We start from the raw sequence: 16,710 nt of genomic DNA on the forward strand, positions 1-16,710 counted from the left end.
ACGCCCGCAATTGTAGCAAATTTCTTGTTCCGCAGGGTTACATCTCCGTCATGGTTAGCGGATCGGCGAATTGCCGCATGAACCCGGGGCGTAAGCACGGGGTTAAGGTAAAGTTCCCCTGAAAACGGAGGTCATCATGGCAGAGCTTCTATCGGCGGATGCACGCAAGCAGGCGTTGGGCGGTATCCCCGGCTGGGCCGAGGTTCAGGACGGCAAAGGGATCGGGAAGACCTTTGTCTTCAAGGATTTCAACGAGGCTTTCGGCTTCATGACCCGCGCGGCGCTGGTCGCCGAGAAGATGGATCACCACCCCGAATGGCGCAATGTCTACAAGACGGTCGAGGTGGTCCTGTCGACCCATGACGCCGGCGGCGTCACCAAGCTCGACGTTCAGCTTGCCACCGCGATGAACGCGATCGCCAGGCTGACGCAGGGCTGACGCCTTGCGGGCCGGAGCCGCATCCCCATCTTGTGATCGTTGTCGGATGCGGCCTTCAGCCGCGCCGGGTTGAGCGGGAGTTTCGAAAGATGGTTGCCGAACACAGCGTCGGCTTCGAGCCGGCCGATCGGCTCGCGGAAGATCGCGAAAGCGTGCGTCGTCGTTTCTGGCGCAAGCTGAAGCGCGTCGTCGCGCATCTGCCGTTTGCCGAAGATCTGCTCGCCGCCTATTACTGTGCGTTCGACCGCCAGACGCCGCGCCATGTCCAGGCGTCGCTGCTGGGTGCGATCGCCTATTTCATCCTGCCGTTCGACTTCATTCCCGACGTGATGCCGGTGCTCGGCTTCACCGATGACGCCGCCGTGCTCGCGACGGCCATTCGCATGGTCGCCAGCCATATCACGACAGAGCATCGCGAGGCCGCGCGCGCTGCGCTCAAGCGCGGGGTGGATGAGGCTGAAGTGGCGTAGAAGCGGGCGTCGTCCTGGCTTCCGCCAGGACGACTTTGAGAAAGCTACTTCTTCTCCGCCCGCGCCTTCTCCGCATCCCACGCCTGGAATTGCTTGAACAGCGTTTCCCTGTCCGCGTCGGACACTTTCGCACCTGTCGGGCTCTGCTTCAGGAACGCCTCGAAGCGTTGCTGTGTCACCGGCTCGACGCCGTGCCGGTCGAGCCATTGCTGCGCCACCGGCAACCTGTTCCAGCCGGACAGAGGCGCCGCGAGCGAAACCTCCTTCCATTTGGGATGGAACGGCGGGTTCTGAAGCGCGGGGAATTTGGTGAAGAACGCGTCCACGAACAGCGCGATCTTGCGATAGCGCTCGGTGTTGGGCGCCCAATTATAGGCCGCGAGCACCGCCGGCACCGCGATGGTGTCCACGCTCTCGCCGTCCTTGATCAGGTTGGGGTAGTCCTTGGCGGTCAGCGTCGCCGGCAGATAGTCGTTCTGGAGCGGCTTGGCATAGTCGACCTTCGCAAGGTGAAAGCGACCGTCATTGCTGAAGGTCGAAACCGATTTGTACGGCTTGCCGCCGACCACGATCACAGCATCGATCTCGCCGGCCTTCAGCTTCTCCATCGCGATGCGCTGCTCGACATAGACGAACTTGGCCTTGATCCCGAGCCGCTCGAACACGGTGAGCGCGGTGACGAAGGTGCCGCCATTCGGCAGGTCGACGCTGACCGTCTTGCCTTCGAGGTCTTTCAGTGTCGCGACCGATTTCGGCGCGATCACCTGCATCTCCTCGTTGTAGAGTTTCGTCACATAGGTGAACTGCCGCTTGATGTCCTTGGCAAAGCCCTTGCGTTCGAGATAGTCGAGCGTATCGGCGCGCACCACGCCGAGGTCGACGCCTTGCAGGAACAGGATGTCGGCGACGCTCTGCACCGAGCCGCGGCCGACGATCGGCAGCACGCGGATCTTGTTGCCGTCGTCGAGCACGGAGGCGAGGTCGGCGCCGAACTGCACATAGGTGCCGCCGATCGTGCCGGTGATCAGCGTGACGGTGTTGGCGTTCAACGCCTGCTTGGTCGAGCTCGAGCCGAACTGGAAGATGGCTTTCAGGCTGTCCGAGACTTTGGCCGGGTCATATTCGGTCTGCTCGGCGCGTGCGGCGAAGGCACAGATCGTCATGATGGCGGCAAGCGCCATTCTCAAAGTGTTACGCATGATGTCACCTGAACCGTTCTAGTTCGAGAGGAGAGCGAGGCGCTGTTCTGCCTCGGACGATCCGAGCGCTGCGGCTCTCTGATACCAGTCGCGAGCTGCCGCAGCGTCGGCATTGACGCTCCGTGTGTCGCGTGTGCCGAGCACCGCCGGATCATAGGTTTGCGCCAGCAGAAGCGCCGCCGTCGCATCCTGCGCAGTGGCCGCGCGTTCGAGCAGCAGGCGGGCCGCCGCGATATCGCCGATCTTCAACAGGCTCTTCGCGCGCGTCATCAGCCCGGCCAGCGTGTCGGCGTCGAGCGTCTTGACCGGGGGAGGCGGTGCAGGCGCCGCCGCGACGGGCGCGGGCAGGGCCACAAGCGTTTGGGCTTGCAGTGCCGTCTGATAGGCGGTCGCGATCGCTTCGCGGCTCGGGGTCGACGGTGCAGGGACATTCTGCGCGTCGGCGCTCACCGGCCTCGGGTCGGTCGCGCGGGCCGGATCCTTGAGCGGGGTCTGCGGGATGGCCGGCGCGCTGGCCTTCGCCATGGCCTGCTCCGGTGCGAAGCCCACCCAGTTACCGGCACTGGCGGGCAAGAGGTTGCGAAAGTCGGGCTGAAACAGTGTGACCAGGACTGCCAGGGCGGATGCCGCCAGAACGGCCGCGAGCACACGCGGGACCATTCTGGAACGCACCTCCACGGGCGCATATTCGCTTGGGTCCGGCGCACCGAGCGGATCGGACAAGAACAGTGGAATTGGATCGTCCTGCGAAAGATCGGCCCGCGCGGCGCGCGCACGAATAAAGGACGCGGTCGACGGATGTGATGCGGCTCGATCGAAGTCGAGCGCTCTCGACTCCTTCGACGGGCGATTTGCCGTCGTCTCCATGGTGATGCTCCCCATTACTACGCAACGCAGGGGCATTCCCGGCTTCAGTCTTTTTATTGTTGTCCAGAAGCGCCCCGGCAAACTGGAACCGGTAAATCGCAATTTGAATCAGCCCAAAAAACGACGGCGGTTGGCGCGAATTGGGAAATAGTTGGGTTTGATTGAGGCGGAGCGGGGGAATACACCGCAATTTTGGCGGCGATGGTTGAGGAGGACTCAACCAGACGGCGCCGCGCTCGAGCGCGGCGTGGACGAGGTGGAGGCGCGATAGCATGCCCCAAAATAGTCCTGGCTTTCGCCAGGACTATTCGTCAGGGGCAGTCATTGCGATTGTGTCGCCTCACGGATGCAGGATCACCTTGCCCATGGCCTGGCGTCCCGCGAGCACCTTCAATGCGTCGGCGGTCTGCGCCAGCGGGAAGGTGCGGTCGACATGGGAAGAGATCTTTCCTTCCGCCGTCCACTTCACGAGCTTCTCGAGATTGGCGCGGTTCTTCTCCGGATTCTGCCGGGTCCAGGCACCCCAGAACACGCCGCGGATGTCGCAGCCCTTTAGCAACGCGAGGTTCAGCGGCATCTTGGGAATGTCGCCGGCGGCAAAGCCGATCACGAGGAAACGGCCTTCCCAGGCGATCGAGCGCAGCGCCTGCTCGGCATAGGCGCCACCCACCGGATCGAAGATGATGTCGACGCCCTTGCCGCCGGTGAGCTTGCGCAGGCCTTCCTTCAAATCTTCCTTGCCGTAGTTCAGCGTCAGCTCGGCGCCATGCGCTTTGGCGAATGCGAGCTTCTCGTCCGACGAGGCGCAGGCGATGACCTTCAGGCCCATCAGCTTGCCGAGCTCGCAAGCAGCGAGGCCGGTGCCGCCGGCAGCGCCCAGCACTGCGAGCGTCTCACCCGGCTTCGGGCTCGCGCGATCTTCCAGCGCATGCAGCGCGGTGCCGTAGATGATGATGATGCCGGCCGCGCGGTCATAGTCGAGATTGTCGGGGATCTTCACGATTCCTGCCGCCGGCAGCGCGATCTTTTCGCGCGCGCCGTTGTGGCCGCAAGAGGCGACAACGCGATCGCCGACCTTGAGGTCGGTGACACCGGGGCCGATGCTCTCGATCACGCCTGCGACTTCAGCGGCCGGCGAGAACGGGAACGGCGGCTTGATCTGGTACTTGCCCTGAATCATCAGGATATCGAAGAAGTTCAGCGCCGCCGCCTTGATCGCGATCACGGCTTCGCCGGGACCAGCCACCGGATCCGGCACATCGGCGAGCACGAGATCGTCGGGCTGGCAATATTGCGAGCAGAGGATGGCTTTCATGGCGGCACCTTGGGGCGTTTCGAGTGGAGTTATGGTTGGCCTGTTTCTGCCGGATTTACTGCGACCGGACAATCCGGATTCTTTGTCTTGAGCAATGCGAAGGCCTATCCTTCCGTCATTGCGAGCGAAGCGAAGCAATCCAGATTTTTTTCCGTGGCACGGACTCTGGATTGCTTCGCTGCGCTCGCAAGGGCCGAAGAACAAAAAGAAGGATTCAAACGATGTTTGAAACAGGTCTGCTCAAGGGCAAGCGCATCCTCGTCACCGGTGGCGGCTCCGGCCTCGGTGCCGCGATGGGGCGTCGCTTTCTCGCGCTCGGCGCCGAGCTCGTGATCTGCGGCCGCAAGCTCGACCGGCTCGAAGCAACGGCGAGCGAGATGCGCCAAGAGACCGGCGGCAAGGTCACGACAATCGCGTGCGATGTACGCGATGGTGCCGCCGTCGACAACATGATGGATGCGATCTGGCGCGAGGCGCCGCTCGACATCCTCGTCAACAATGCTGCCGCGACCTTCATCGCGCAGAGCGAGCATCTGTCGTTCCGCGCCGCGGACGCGATCCTGGCGCCGACGCTGCATGGTGCGATGTACTGCACGCTCGCCGCCGGCAAGCGCTGGATCGACGGCAGGCACAATGGCGTCGTGCTGTCGATCCTCTCGACCTCGACCATCACCGGCCGCGCCTTCACGGTTCCCTCGGCGATGGCGAAGTCGGCGGTGCTGGCGATGACCAAGAGCCTTGCGGTCGAGTGGGGCCCGAAGGGCATTCGCACCGTCGCGATCGCACCCGGACCGTTCCCGACCGCCGGCGCATCGGGCCAGCTCCGTCCCGAGGGCCGCGACGAGGGCTGGACCTCGCGCAATCCGCTGGGCCGCACCGGCGAGCACAGCGAGCTGGCCGATCTCGCCAGCTTCCTGGTCTCGGACCGCGCCGGCTACATCAACGGCGAGATGGTGGTGATCGACGGTGGCGCGCATTTGCGCAGTTCCGGCGCCGAGGATTTGTTGCGCTGGACCGATGCGCAATGGGCCGAGCAACGCGCCGTGCGATCCAAGGGCTGACCCGCTAACTGCCTTCCCAAATTGGACTTTCCCGGTTATCCCTGCGACGGGGACAACCCACGGCCGGGCCATCTTCCAGTCATAATATTGAGGGAACCACTCCAGCATGTGGCGGGTGCTGATTTTAGCTTTGATGACTGGCGTGATGGCCTGTGGAATCGCCGATTCCGCGCGGGCGCAGACGGCGCAGCCCGCGCAACCGGCGCCGAAGGCTGCGGCTAAGCCGGCAGCCCCTGCCGCCGCAAAAACCGCTGCCAAGCCCGAGAGCAAACCGGCCGCCCCTGCCGCGGCGGTTGCGGGCGGCGCCGAGCCGACCCTGATCGGCCAGTTCGGCACCTGGGGCGCCTATTCGGCGACGCCCAACGGCAAGAAGGTCTGTTTTGCGCTGGCCAAGCCCTCGTCGTCGAAGACCAATCCGCCGAACCGGCCACGCGATCCCGCCTATGCCTTCGTCTCGACCCGCCCGGCCGAGAAGGTGAACAACGAAGTCTCGGTCATGATCGGCTATGCGTTGAAGCCGGGCTCGGAATCCTCGGTCGAGGTCGGGGGCGCCGCGTTCGCGATGTACACGCAGGGCGACGGCCTCTGGATCAAGAATGCAGCCGAGGAGGAGCGGATGGTCGAGGCCATGCGCAAATCCGCCGATCTCGTGGTCAAGGGCGTCTCGGCCAAGGGGACGGAGACGACCGACACGTTCTCGCTGAAGGGCCTCGCCCAGGCGCTGGACCGGATCTCGCAGGATTGCCGGCGTTAAGGCTGCCCGCTTAAGCCTTTAGGGCTAGGCAATAGCCACGGTCGCAATCGGCGGTTCCGGTTGCTATATAGACGTATCCCAAAGGTACAGCCGTCATGGCCGGGCTTTTCCCGGCCATCCACGTGCTAGCCACGGGCCAGAACAACGTGGATGCCCGGGACGAGCCCGGGCATGACGAGACAGCAACTACTTAGGCAACCGATGCAACCGACGACCGAGCCGCGCGACGCAATCCTGGTGGAGAAGACTCCGCTCGAAACCTATGTGCCGCCGGCAAGACCGTCGCTGATCGGACTGTCGCGCACCGAGCTTGCCGATCGGCTTGGCGACATCGGCGTCGCGCCTGCGCAGCGCAAGATGCGGGTGCAGCAGCTGTGGCACTGGCTCTATTTCCGCGGTGCCCAGAGCTTCGACGACATGACCTCGATCTCGAAGGGCATTCGCGCGGAGCTGGCGCAGCACTTCACGGTCGACCGGCCCGAAGTCGTGGCCGAGCAGATCTCCAACGACGGCACCCGCAAATGGCTGTTGCGGCTGCCGAGCGGCGACAATGTCGAGAAGGCGCATGAAGTCGAGTGCGTCTACATCCCCGAGACCGACCGCGGCACGCTCTGCGTCTCCTCGCAGGTCGGCTGCACCCTGAATTGCTCGTTCTGCCACACCGGCACGCAGCGCCTGGTGCGCAACCTCACCGCCGGCGAGATCGTGGGCCAGATCATGGTCGCGCGCGATCGCCTCAATGATTGGGCTGATCGCGAGGACGGCACGCGCCGCGTCACCAACATCGTGATGATGGGCATGGGCGAGCCGCTCTACAATTTCGACGCGGTGCGCGATGCGCTCTTGATCGTCGGCGACAATGAAGGCATCGGCATCTCCCGCCGCCGCATCACGCTGTCGACGTCGGGCGTGGTGCCGAACATCGTGCGCGCCGGCGAGGAAATCGGCGTCATGCTCGCGATCTCGCTGCATGCGGTGCGCGACGAGCTGCGCAATGAGCTGGTGCCGCTCAATCGCAAATACCCGATCAAGGAACTGCTGCAGGCCTGCCGTGACTATCCCGGCGCCTCGAACGCGCGCCGCATCACCTTCGAATATGTGATGCTCAAGGGCGTCAACGATTCGCTCGATGACGCGAAGCTGCTGGTCAAGCTGCTCAAGGGCATTCACGCCAAGATCAATCTGATCCCGTTCAATCCCTGGCCCGGTACGGCCTACGAGTGTTCGGACTGGGATCAGATCGAAAAATTCTCCGAATACATCTTCAACGCCGGCTATTCCTCGCCGGTGCGCACCCCGCGCGGCCGCGACATCCTCGCCGCTTGCGGCCAGCTCAAGTCGGAGACGGAAAAGCTGTCGGCCCGCGAGCGCCAGGCGCTGCGTGCGATGGCGATGACGGATTGAGGATGAGTGCCCGCGCTCTCGCGTCCTTGCCGTTGCGAGCGCAGCGAAGCAATCCAGAGCCTGTCCGCGGTGGCGGTCTGCATTGCTTCGCTGCGCTCGCAATGACGGAGAGAGTCGTTTGATGTCCCTGATCGGCCGCCTCGTCGTCATCTTCATCGGCTTTCTCGCCGCCTGTTTCGTCGGGGGCATGATCGTCGTCGGCGCGCTGCTGTTCCCGGAGTTTTCCGATCTTGGCGCCGGCCCTGTCGACGAGGGCACGATCGACATCCTGCTTGGCTTCGGCTTCATATTCGTCTCGGGTTTCGCGCTGGTGCCGGCGGCGGTGATCGTCGCGATCACTGAGGCGCTCTATATCCGCAGCGCACTTGCCTATGCCGTGGGCGGCGGCCTCGTCGGGCTTGCCTGCTATCTCGGGCTGATCCCGTTTCACCCCGATACGTTTCAGTTCGAAGGCATCGTGCGCCGTCACCTCGAAATCATGACCGGCGCGGGCATCGTCGCCGGCGTCGCGTATTGGCTGATCGCCGGCCGCAACGCCGGCGCCTGGCGCATCCCGCCGCCGCCGCGCAAGCCGCCTCCGCCGCTGCCGTTGAATTCGAGGCCGGAATAGCGGCGCGCAATGACGGATTCCGGGGTTTTCATCCTCGCTTGCCTCCGCTAAACCGCGCGCCATGAACCGTACCGGACTCTTCATCGCCCTGGCGCTGTGGCTCGTGATCGGCGTCGTTTTCGGCCTCTATCCCGAGCTCGATCTCAAGCTCGCCGCGCTGTTCTTCGACCCCGAGACAAAAACCTTTCCGCTCAAGCTGAACGAATGGGCCGGAATTGCGCGCGACGCTGCGATGTGGGTGTCCTGGGCGTTCGTGCTGCCTCCGCTGGTCGCACTCGTGGTCAAGATGATCCGGCCCGATCGTCCCTTGATGGTGTCGGGGCGCGCGATCGTGTTCCTGCTCGTCACGATCATCCTGTCGGCCGGCATCCTCACCAATCTCACCTTCAAGACCTATTGGGGCCGGCCGCGGCCGGTGGTGGTGACCGAATTTGCCGGCGATCAGCAGTTCGTGGCGTGGTGGGATCCGCGCGGCGATTGCGCGCGCAACTGCTCGTTCTTCTCGGGCGAAGGCGCGACGGCGTTCTGGACCCTGGCGCCCGCCGCGCTCGCGCCGCCCGCATGGCGGCCGCTCGCTTATGCCGGCGCAGTGGTGTTCGGCGCCGCGACCAGCGGGCTCCGCATGGCCTTCGGCGGACATTTCTTCACCGATGTCGCGACCGCCGGCCTCGTCGCCTTCGTCGTGATCTGGTTCGGCTACGCACTGATCTACCGCTGGCCGCGGACCCGGTTTTCGGACGAGGCGGTCGATGCCGCCCTGACCCGGCTGAACATGCCCGCCTACCGCCTCCGCAAGCGCCTGTTCGGCGGCAAGACCGGCCCCGCACCGTCGATTTGAGCCATTAAAGGGGTGCCGAGCCCCGCGAAATTTGATATTCGCGCGGTCAAACTACACCCCGGCATCAGCCCCTTGAGACCCGATTGGAAGCCCCATGACCACGATCCTGAAAAGCCTGCCCAAGGGTGAGAAAGTCGGCATCGCGTTTTCGGGCGGTCTCGACACCAGTGCGGCGCTGCTCTGGATGAAGCAGAAGGGCGCGCGCTGCTACGCCTATACCGCCAATCTCGGCCAGCCCGACGAAGCCGATTACAACGAGATCCCGCGCAAGGCCGAAGCGTTCGGCGCCGAAAAGGCCGTGCTGGTCGATTGCCGCACCCAGCTCGTCCACGAGGGCATCGCCGCGATCCAGTCGGGCGCCTTCCACATCTCGACCGGCGGCATCACCTATTTCAACACCACGCCGCTCGGGCGCGCCGTCACCGGCACGATGCTGGTCGCGGCGATGAAGGAAGACGGCGTCAACATCTGGGGCGACGGCTCGACCTTCAAGGGCAACGACATCGAGCGCTTCTACCGCTACGGCCTGCTGACCAACCCGTCCTTGCGCATCTACAAGCCCTGGCTCGACCAGCAGTTCATCGACGAGCTCGGCGGCCGCGCCGAGATGTCGGCGTTCATGACGGCGCAGGGTTTTGCCTACAAGATGAGCGCCGAGAAGGCGTATTCGACCGACAGCAATCTGCTCGGCGCCACCCATGAGGCAAAAGACCTCGAAAGCCTCGACAGCGGCATCAAGATCGTCAACCCGATCATGGGCGTGCCGTTCTGGCGTGACGACTGCAACGTCAAAGCCGAGAAGGTCGTGGTGCGTTTCGAGGAGGGCCAGCCCGTCGCTCTGAACGGCAAGACCTTCTCTGATCCCGTCGCGCTGTTCCTCGAAGCCAATGCGATCGGCGGCCGTCACGGCCTCGGCATGAGCGACCAGATCGAGAACCGCATCATCGAGGCGAAGAGCCGCGGCATCTACGAAGCGCCCGGCATGGCGCTGCTGCACATCGCCTATGAGCGGCTCGTCACCGGCATCCACAACGAGGATACGATCGAGCAGTACCGCATCAGCGGCATGCGCTTGGGACGCCTGCTCTATCAGGGCCGCTGGTTCGACTCGCAGGCGCTGATGCTGCGCGAGACCGCGCAGCGCTGGGTCGCGCGCGCCGTCACCGGCGAGGTCACGCTGGAGCTGCGCCGCGGCAACGACTATTCGATCCTCAACACCGAGAGCCCGAACCTCACCTATGCGCCGGAGCGGCTCAGCATGGAGAAGGTCGAAGACGCCGCCTTCACGCCGGCCGACCGCATCGGCCAGCTCACCATGCGCAATCTCGACATCGCCGACACGCGGACCAAGCTCGGTCTCTATGCGAAGACCGGCCTGCTGTCAGGGAGTGAAGGCTCGCAGATCTTCAAGCTCGAGAACGACAAGGACTGATACCCCTCGGTGCCGTAGGGTGGGCAAAGGCGCGCTCTTCGCGCGCCGTGCCCACCATGTCCATGATGGAGGAGATCGTGGGCACGGCGCTACGCGCCTTTGCCCACCCTACGAGTTCGCGCCGTTCCGCAACGTCGCGCAAAACATCCAAAACAAAAATGGCCGGGATCGCTCCCGGCCATTTTCTTTTTGCGATCGCCTTACTGGCGCGGCGGCGTGGTGCCGGGCGGGGGCGGCGGCAACGAGGCCGTGCCACCATTGAGCAGCGGCGTGATGCGGCGGACGGTGACGCGCCGGTTGATGCGGCTCGGCCCGTCGGTCTGCTCCTTCAGGTACTGCTTGCCGTAGCCCTGCGAGGTCAGGTTCTCCGCGGGCACACCGAACTGCTGGGTCAGCAATTCGGCCGCCGACTGCGCACGGCGATCCGACAGCGACAGATTGTCGACGTCGTTGCCGACCGCGTCGGTGTGTCCCTCGATCAGGAACACCTCGCGCGGGTTGCGCTGGATCGCACGGTTGAGACCGTCGGCGATCACCTGCAGCCGCGCCGCCTGATCCGGCGGAATGGTCCACGATCCCGTCTCGAAGTTGATCGTGTTGACGTCGATGCTCGGCATCGCCATGCGGACGTTCGGCGAGTAGCGGATCTCGTCGAGCGAATAACGTCGCTCGATCCGCTGCACCGGCGGTGCCTCCATGGTCTCGTAGATCACGTCCGGCGTCGCTTCCTGGGCATCGACGATGTAGCGATCATAGGGAATGTTCACGACCGGCGGCGGTACGTCGACATAGAAGCCGCCGACCGCGCGCGGATCGCGGTAGCTGTTGTCGATGATGACGAGCTCTTGCCCGCGGGGGTCCCTGCGGATTCGGCGGAGCAGCGAACCGTCCGGACCGACCACGGTGATCACCTCGCTGCCATCGGGACGGATCACGACGGTGCGGGTTTCGCCGCCGACAGTCTCGGTGCGGATGTCGCGGGCACCGTAGCGGAAGCGATAGAGATCGTTGCCGCGGACGTATTCCTGCCCGCCCGGGTCGCGGATGATGATGCGATCCGGCTCGGTGTAGACGGTGCGGCCGCCTTCGACGACTTCCTGCCGCTGATTGCGGTAGTCGGCGATGGTGGCGCCGATCACGGCACCGGCCACGACGCCTGCGCCGAACGCAAGCGGCGTCAGGTCACGCTGCGGCGGACGCGGCGGAGGCGGCAGCGGAGCGGCAATGGTCGGCGCGGCGCGGAAGGCCGGCTGAACCGTCGGCGGGGCGTATTGCGCCTTGTCCGGCGGCGGTGCTGCGGCTGGCGTCGCAGGGACGACAGTCGGCGCCGCGGCGCCGGGCGGCGGCGCCGGCGGACGCGGCCCGGCGCCGGCCTGCGGTGCCACAGGCGGAGCACCGGCTGCCGGCGCGCCGGCAGGCGCTCCACCCTGACGTCCGGGAGGCTGGGTCACCGCGCCGCCGGGAGCCGGCGTTGCCGTCGGGGCCGGGGTGGCGCCTGGAGCGGGTGTTCCTGCGGCCGGCGGTCCACCGGGGCCGGGACGTCCGGACGGCGTCGTCGGGGTGCCACCTGGCGCCGGCGTGGCGCCTGGAGCGGGTGCCCCTGCAGCCGGAGGAGCGCCGCCGGGGCGTCCGGGCGGCGTGGTGCCGGGCGCCGGCGTTGCGGTCGGAGTGGTCGTCGGGGCAGCAGGCGTCGTGGCCGGGCGAGCTGCCGGTGCTGCGGGCGACGGAGTGGGCGTCGGGGTCGGAGCTGGCGTTGCCGCCGGCGCAGGCCGTGCGGCAGGTCCCGCTGAAGGTGGTGTGGCTGCCGCAGGCGGAGGCGGAGGTGTCGGCGAGGTCGCCGGGCGCGCCGGTGCTGCCGCGGGCGGCGGAGTCGGCGTCGGTGCGTGCTGCTGCGGGGCTGCCGCGGGAGGCGGCGGTGTCGGAGCGTGCTGTTGCGGAGCCGCGGCCGGAGGCGGCGTCGGCGCCTTGGGGGCAGCAGGCGGCGGCGGGGGTGGCGGCGGAGCCTGATGCGTCGCGGGCGGCGGAGGCGGTGGCGTCGGACGTGCGGGCGCAGCAGCCGGCGGAGGTGCGGCGGGCGGGTGCGGCGGGGCAGCCGCCGGCGGCGGCGCGGCCGGTGCCTTGGGCGGAGCAGGCGGTGCTGCGGCTGGCGGAGGCGGTGCCGCCGGGCGCGCGGCGGGCGGCGGACCCTTTGGCGCTTCCTTCGGTGGCTGCTTCGGTTTTCCGTCAGGGCCCAGTTCTGGCTGGGCCTGCGCGACCACGAGCGGCGGCGCGCTTTGCGCATGCGATGCGGAGCTTGCGAATTGCATCGCGGTCAGAGCCGTCGTGGCAAGCAGCAAGAGACGAAGGTTGGTCATGTGGTTCAACTTCCCCGGAAGGTTCTTTGACGAAGTCTTGGTTTGACGAAGTGTTGGAATGAACGGCTACGCGTTAGGCCGCATTGTGGCGGGCGAAGCGGTCGCGGCCCGATTTATTTCTGCACGCAAATCACGTCACTATGACAACGTTCATTGCGCATTCAGACGCATGTTGCAATCGCCTCACATGTGATCGCTCGCGTCTCACATGTGATGCTGCGACGAATTGGCATCCGTCGCGGGATTCGGCGTGAGCGGACCGCTCGGTCCGCGCGACGGAATCTCCTCGGGCATGCGACCCGGCAATTCATCGGGCCGCGGTGATTCGCCGGGCTCGCGCACCGGCGGCGTGATTTCAGGTTGCGGGTTGCCCGGCGGAATTCCAGGCGGTGGCTCGCTGGGCGCGCCGGGTGTCGATGGCGGTATCTCGGGCGGTTCAATCGGCATCGGCATCACAAAGATCAGTTGTCCGGAGAACGACAACGATGATGCCGCGCCGATGTTCCGAGAGCATGATCCGGAAAAGTGCTTGGCGGTTTTCCGAGAAGATCATGCTCAAACAACAACCGGAAGCGCGATGAGATGGTCACATCGCGCTTTGGTCGCGCCGCGCTATTCCGGTGCGTGACAGACCGCCTCAATGTTGTGGCCGTCGGGGTCCAGCACGAAGGCGCCGTAATAGTTCGCGTGATAATGCGGGCGGAGGCCGGGCGGCCCGTTGTCGCGACCACCGGCGGCCATCGCAGCCTTGTAGAACGCATCGACGGTGGCGCGGTCCTTTGCGAGGATCGCGACATGCACCGGCTTGTTCATCGCGCCTTCGCCGCCGATCCAGAAGTCAGGCTTGCCGCCGGCGCCGAATCCGGCTGCCGCGGCGTGACCGGTCTGCGCCTCCGTCACCTCCATAATCAGGCTGTAGTCGAGCGGCGCCAGTGCCTTGCTATAGAATGCCTTCGCGACCTCGTAGTCGGAGACGGAGAGGCCCAGGTGATCGATCATCGTAACCTCCGTGGTTCGTCGTCAGCATGACAGGAACGTATTGCTTCGTGTCTTGCGCGCGATCGTAAAGCCGCGCGCGACCATGTCGGCGATACAATCCTGTTGCCACTCGTTTTGTGACAGATGCTCGATCACGACCGCGCGGGGCCACAGCGCCTGCGGCGCGTCGCGGAAGAAGCCGATCAGCACGCGGTCCTCAAAACCCTCGACGTCGATCTTGAGCGAATCGACCTGGGTGACGCCGGCTTCTTCCAGAATGCGCGTGAGCCGCAGCGACGGCACCTTGATCGCATCAGTGCTGGCCGGGCCGGTGACGACGTGCGTGGCGCCGAGATTGCCGCCGCCGCTCTCGATCATCAGCTCGCCGTCGCTATCGCCCGCGGCGGCCTGTACCAGGCGCACCTGCGTCGCCTTCGATGCTGCGTGATTGAACGAGAGCCGTCCAAACGTCAGCGGATGCGGCTCGATCGCGACCACCTTGCCGTTGGTGCCGACCTGCCGCGCCATCACCAGCGCGAAGGTGCCGACATTGGCGCCGACATCGACGAACGTGCCGCCGGCTTGCGTGTGCTGGCGGAGGAAGTCGAGCTCGTCGAGATTGTAGTCGGGGTTGAACAACGCGCCGCGTTCGGTCGCGCTGCCCTGGTGATAGAAGCGGAACGAGGCGCCCTGATATTGCACGTCGACCGGGCCGCCGCGGAGCAGATTGACCAGCCGCGACATCCACGGCCGGAACGCGCCGCGCTTCAGCCCCGATCCTTGCGCGAGGCTGATAATCGCGGCCTGCGCTGCGTTCGGCGCAAACGCGCCGAACGGCGCGGATGAAAGGGCGTTGTCGGGCGTCAAGCAGGCGATCCTCGTTGCAGGCGGCGCATGCATAGCCGGTTTTGCCGGGGACTCCAATCTTTCGCGAGAGGTTCGTAGCCCGGATTACGCTTCGCTCCATCCGGGCTACGAAGTCACGCCGCCTTTTTCGCCGCCGCCGGCTTCCGATGACGCAGGAATCGCCCAAGCAGCTTGCGTTTGCCCTTGCGCGGGATCAGGTCGATGTCGCTGACGAGCTTGGCGCCGCCCTTGCGGCGCTCCAGCACGATCTTGCGGCTGTGGAACGCTTCGAGCTCGACACGATGCGCGACGCTGACGATGGTGGCCTCTCGCAGCTCGTCGGTGACCATCTTCATCATCTTGTCCTGGCTCTTCTCGTCGAGTGCGGAGGTCGCCTCGTCCAGCACGACGATGTCGGGGTTGTGCAGCAGGAGCCGCGCGAAGGCGAGGCGTTGTTTTTCGCCGCCGGACAGCGTCTGGTCCCACGGCCCCTCTTCCTCGATCTTCTCCTTGAGATGGTCGAGGCCGACCTTGTGCAGGGCTTCGCCGATCTCCTCGACGGTCCAGTCGTCCTCGGCGCCGGGATAGGCGACCGCGCGGCGCAGGCTGCCTGAGGGCACGTAGGGCCGCTGCGGCAGCATGAACAGCCGCCGGTCGGGATGGAAATTGACGCTGCCGTCGCCCCATGGCCACAGGCCTGCGATGGCGCGCACCAGCGTGCTCTTGCCGGTACCGGATTCGCCGGCGACCAAAAGCCGCTCGCCGGGCTCGATCGCCACCTCGGTCTCGCCGACCACGGCAGTGCCGTCATCGAGCGTGACGGAGAGATCGTTCAGCTCCAGCATCGTCTCGTTGCTGGTCTCGCCGCGCTTGATGCGGCCGAGGCCGTCACCCTGCTCGGCGCGCTCGAGGCCGTCGAGCGACATCATCAGCGAGGCGATGCGGCGCGCGCAGGCGTTCCAGTCGGCGAGCCGCGGATAATTGTCGACCAGCCAGCCGAACGCGCTCTGCACGATGGTGAAGGCGGAGGCCGCCTGCATCACCTGGCCCAGCGTCATGCTGCCATCGAGAAATTTCGGCGCGCAGAGCAGGAGCGGGACCACGGGTGCGACGAGGCTCGAGCCCTGCGACACCAGCGTCGTGCGCATGTGCTGGCCCGCGAGCCGCGCCCACTGCCGCAGCACGCTGGTAAAATTGCGGTCGATGCCGCCGCGCTCTTCCTCCTCGCCGCCGAGCAGCGCGATGCTCTCGCCGTTCTCACGCACGCGCGTCAGCGTGTAGCGGAAATCGGCCTCCGCCTGGTTCTTGTCCTCGGAGACCTGCACGAATTGACGGCCGATCACCAGGATCGAGCCCGAGGCGATTCCCGCATAGAGCATCGCGGCGATCACGAGGAAGCCGGGAATGGTGATCGACGATCCGCCAAGCGTGACGGTGAGTGCGCCGCCGATGGTCCAGAGCACGACGATGAAAGTCGCGGCCGACAGCAGGGCCGAGGTCACGCCGGCGAGGAAGTCGACCGGCGAGTCCGTTGCGACGCGCAGATCCTCGGCGATGCGGTATTCCGGATTCTTGTGGTCGCCGCCGACGAGGTTGAGCTGGTAATAGCGCCCGTTGGTGAGCCAGCGCGTCAGCACGCTGTTGGTGAGCCAGGCACGCCAGCGCCGCTGGATGCCCATGCGGGCAAACACCTGCGCGACGCCGAGCACGATGCTGCCGATCGCGAGCGGGAAGAACACCGCGGTGAGATGGAAGACCGTGGTCGCATCGCGCTTCTCGATGGCGTCGAAGATCGCGCGGTTCCAGACATTGATGCCGTATTGGAAGCCGACGGTGAGGACGATCAGCACGACGAGCCCGATCGAGAACGGCCAGGCGAGGCGGTCGCCCTTGCGTGCCCAGAAGCCGCGCGCGCTGATCCAGAACCGCGTCAGCAGATAATCCTTGCGCGCCTGCTCGATCTCTTCGGGCGAGAGGTCTGAATCAGGTTCGACCACTTCGGGCGGCGGCGGTGCGATCGCATCGCCGTCCTCGCCCTTGATGTCGACGATGGGCGGCTTCCTGCCCTGTTCGCGCTTTGCGGCTGGCTTTTGCATGGCCGGATAACGCCAGACAAATCAGCCGGTTCCGTTGAGTTCCGCTG

At 65.7% G+C, this 16,710-nt stretch carries 16 protein-coding genes; 8 read left to right on the forward strand and 8 right to left on the reverse strand.

The genetic code is table 11. The features are described from left to right. Nucleotides 1-136 precede the first annotated feature (136 nt). Nucleotides 137-439 carry a 4a-hydroxytetrahydrobiopterin dehydratase gene (locus tag NLM31_RS01595; RefSeq protein WP_254127549.1) on the forward strand — a complete coding sequence of 101 codons (303 nt, stop codon included), beginning with the start codon at nt 137-139 and terminating at the stop codon, nt 437-439. Between the two features lie 89 nt (nt 440-528). Further along, nucleotides 529-909, forward strand: a complete 381-nt coding sequence (locus NLM31_RS01600; protein ID WP_254127553.1) for a YkvA family protein — start codon at nt 529-531, stop codon at nt 907-909. A gap of 44 nt (nt 910-953) precedes the next feature. Here NLM31_RS01600 and NLM31_RS01605 read toward each other — a convergent pair whose 3' ends face one another. The 3 genes from NLM31_RS01605 to NLM31_RS01615 all read right to left on the reverse strand — a co-directional run bounded on the left by NLM31_RS01605 (nt 954) and on the right by NLM31_RS01615 (nt 4,290). After that, nucleotides 954-2,108, reverse strand: coding sequence for a TAXI family TRAP transporter solute-binding subunit (locus NLM31_RS01605; protein ID WP_254191265.1), 1,155 nt, complete (start codon nt 2,106-2,108; stop codon nt 954-956). Between the two features lie 18 nt (nt 2,109-2,126). Beyond that, entirely contained in the window at nt 2,127-2,975 is an 849-nt protein-coding gene (locus NLM31_RS01610) for a hypothetical protein (RefSeq protein ID WP_254191266.1), read from the reverse strand. A 340-nt stretch (nt 2,976-3,315) separates the two neighbouring features. Further along, complete coding sequence (locus NLM31_RS01615; RefSeq protein WP_254127559.1) at nt 3,316-4,290, reverse strand: NADPH:quinone oxidoreductase family protein; 975 nt, start codon at nt 4,288-4,290, stop codon at nt 3,316-3,318. Nucleotides 4,291-4,511: 221 nt separating this feature from the next. Here NLM31_RS01615 and NLM31_RS01620 point away from each other — a divergent pair, with 221 nt between their 5' ends. The 6 genes from NLM31_RS01620 (at nt 4,512) to argG (ending at nt 10,389) form a co-directional block, all read left to right on the forward strand. Next, complete coding sequence (locus tag NLM31_RS01620; RefSeq protein ID WP_254191267.1) at nt 4,512-5,351, forward strand: SDR family oxidoreductase; 840 nt, start codon at nt 4,512-4,514, stop codon at nt 5,349-5,351. Nucleotides 5,352-5,457: 106 nt separating this feature from the next. Continuing rightward, nucleotides 5,458-6,105, forward strand: coding sequence for an invasion associated locus B family protein (locus tag NLM31_RS01625; protein WP_254127563.1), 648 nt, complete (start codon nt 5,458-5,460; stop codon nt 6,103-6,105). A 201-nt stretch (nt 6,106-6,306) separates the two neighbouring features. Next, nucleotides 6,307-7,509: a 23S rRNA (adenine(2503)-C(2))-methyltransferase RlmN gene (gene rlmN / locus NLM31_RS01630; protein ID WP_254127565.1), complete on the forward strand. Its 1,203-nt coding sequence runs from the start codon at nt 6,307-6,309 to the stop codon at nt 7,507-7,509. 121 nt (nt 7,510-7,630) lie between these two features. After that, entirely contained in the window at nt 7,631-8,119 is a 489-nt protein-coding gene (locus NLM31_RS01635) for a hypothetical protein (protein ID WP_254191268.1), read from the forward strand. Nucleotides 8,120-8,180: 61 nt separating this feature from the next. After that, nucleotides 8,181-8,957 (forward strand): phosphatase PAP2 family protein, encoded by a 777-nt coding sequence (locus NLM31_RS01640; protein WP_254191269.1) that lies wholly within the window; start codon nt 8,181-8,183, stop codon nt 8,955-8,957. Nucleotides 8,958-9,051: 94 nt separating this feature from the next. After that, nucleotides 9,052-10,389, forward strand: coding sequence for an argininosuccinate synthase (gene argG / locus NLM31_RS01645; RefSeq protein WP_254191270.1), 1,338 nt, complete (start codon nt 9,052-9,054; stop codon nt 10,387-10,389). Between the two features lie 200 nt (nt 10,390-10,589). On the opposite strand, the gene NLM31_RS01650 is transcribed toward argG, so the two are convergent. From NLM31_RS01650 to NLM31_RS01670, 5 genes are all read right to left on the reverse strand, one after another. Beyond that, nucleotides 10,590-12,743 (reverse strand): OmpA family protein, encoded by a 2,154-nt coding sequence (locus tag NLM31_RS01650; RefSeq protein WP_254191271.1) that lies wholly within the window; start codon nt 12,741-12,743, stop codon nt 10,590-10,592. A gap of 204 nt (nt 12,744-12,947) precedes the next feature. Beyond that, nucleotides 12,948-13,190: a hypothetical protein gene (locus NLM31_RS01655; protein WP_254196120.1), complete on the reverse strand. Its 243-nt coding sequence runs from the start codon at nt 13,188-13,190 to the stop codon at nt 12,948-12,950. 165 nt (nt 13,191-13,355) lie between these two features. Next, on the reverse strand, nt 13,356-13,742 hold the full coding sequence (locus NLM31_RS01660) for a VOC family protein (protein ID WP_254191272.1): 387 nt from the start codon (nt 13,740-13,742) through the stop codon (nt 13,356-13,358). 21 nt (nt 13,743-13,763) lie between these two features. Further along, nucleotides 13,764-14,588 carry an FkbM family methyltransferase gene (locus NLM31_RS01665; protein ID WP_254191273.1) on the reverse strand — a complete coding sequence of 275 codons (825 nt, stop codon included), beginning with the start codon at nt 14,586-14,588 and terminating at the stop codon, nt 13,764-13,766. A gap of 113 nt (nt 14,589-14,701) precedes the next feature. Beyond that, nucleotides 14,702-16,663, reverse strand: a complete 1,962-nt coding sequence (locus NLM31_RS01670; protein ID WP_254191274.1) for an ABC transporter ATP-binding protein/permease — start codon at nt 16,661-16,663, stop codon at nt 14,702-14,704. Nucleotides 16,664-16,710 lie beyond the last annotated feature (47 nt).

This window comes from Bradyrhizobium sp. CCGUVB4N (assembly GCF_024199945.1).
Lineage (GTDB): Bacteria > Pseudomonadota > Alphaproteobacteria > Rhizobiales > Xanthobacteraceae > Bradyrhizobium.

Excerpts from the sequence above, each read along its gene's own strand:
- NLM31_RS01670 (WP_254191274.1), bottom strand. The coding sequence starts at position 16,663 with ATGCAAAAGCCAGCCGCAAAGCGCGAACAGGGCAGGAAGCCGCCCATC.
- NLM31_RS01595 (WP_254127549.1), top strand. The coding sequence starts at position 137 with ATGGCAGAGCTTCTATCGGCGGATGCACGCAAGCAGGCGTTGGGCGGT.
- NLM31_RS01625 (WP_254127563.1), top strand. The coding sequence starts at position 5,458 with ATGTGGCGGGTGCTGATTTTAGCTTTGATGACTGGCGTGATGGCCTGT.
- NLM31_RS01660 (WP_254191272.1), bottom strand. The coding sequence starts at position 13,742 with ATGATCGATCACCTGGGCCTCTCCGTCTCCGACTACGAGGTCGCGAAG.
- NLM31_RS01635 (WP_254191268.1), top strand. The coding sequence starts at position 7,631 with ATGTCCCTGATCGGCCGCCTCGTCGTCATCTTCATCGGCTTTCTCGCC.
- NLM31_RS01650 (WP_254191271.1), bottom strand. The coding sequence starts at position 12,743 with ATGACCAACCTTCGTCTCTTGCTGCTTGCCACGACGGCTCTGACCGCG.
- NLM31_RS01640 (WP_254191269.1), top strand. The coding sequence starts at position 8,181 with ATGAACCGTACCGGACTCTTCATCGCCCTGGCGCTGTGGCTCGTGATC.
- NLM31_RS01655 (WP_254196120.1), bottom strand. The coding sequence starts at position 13,190 with ATGCCGATTGAACCGCCCGAGATACCGCCATCGACACCCGGCGCGCCC.
- NLM31_RS01610 (WP_254191266.1), bottom strand. The coding sequence starts at position 2,975 with ATGGAGACGACGGCAAATCGCCCGTCGAAGGAGTCGAGAGCGCTCGAC.
- NLM31_RS01620 (WP_254191267.1), top strand. The coding sequence starts at position 4,512 with ATGTTTGAAACAGGTCTGCTCAAGGGCAAGCGCATCCTCGTCACCGGT.
- NLM31_RS01600 (WP_254127553.1), top strand. The coding sequence starts at position 529 with ATGGTTGCCGAACACAGCGTCGGCTTCGAGCCGGCCGATCGGCTCGCG.
- NLM31_RS01615 (WP_254127559.1), bottom strand. The coding sequence starts at position 4,290 with ATGAAAGCCATCCTCTGCTCGCAATATTGCCAGCCCGACGATCTCGTG.
- argG (WP_254191270.1), top strand. The coding sequence starts at position 9,052 with ATGACCACGATCCTGAAAAGCCTGCCCAAGGGTGAGAAAGTCGGCATC.
- rlmN (WP_254127565.1), top strand. The coding sequence starts at position 6,307 with ATGCAACCGACGACCGAGCCGCGCGACGCAATCCTGGTGGAGAAGACT.
- NLM31_RS01605 (WP_254191265.1), bottom strand. The coding sequence starts at position 2,108 with ATGCGTAACACTTTGAGAATGGCGCTTGCCGCCATCATGACGATCTGT.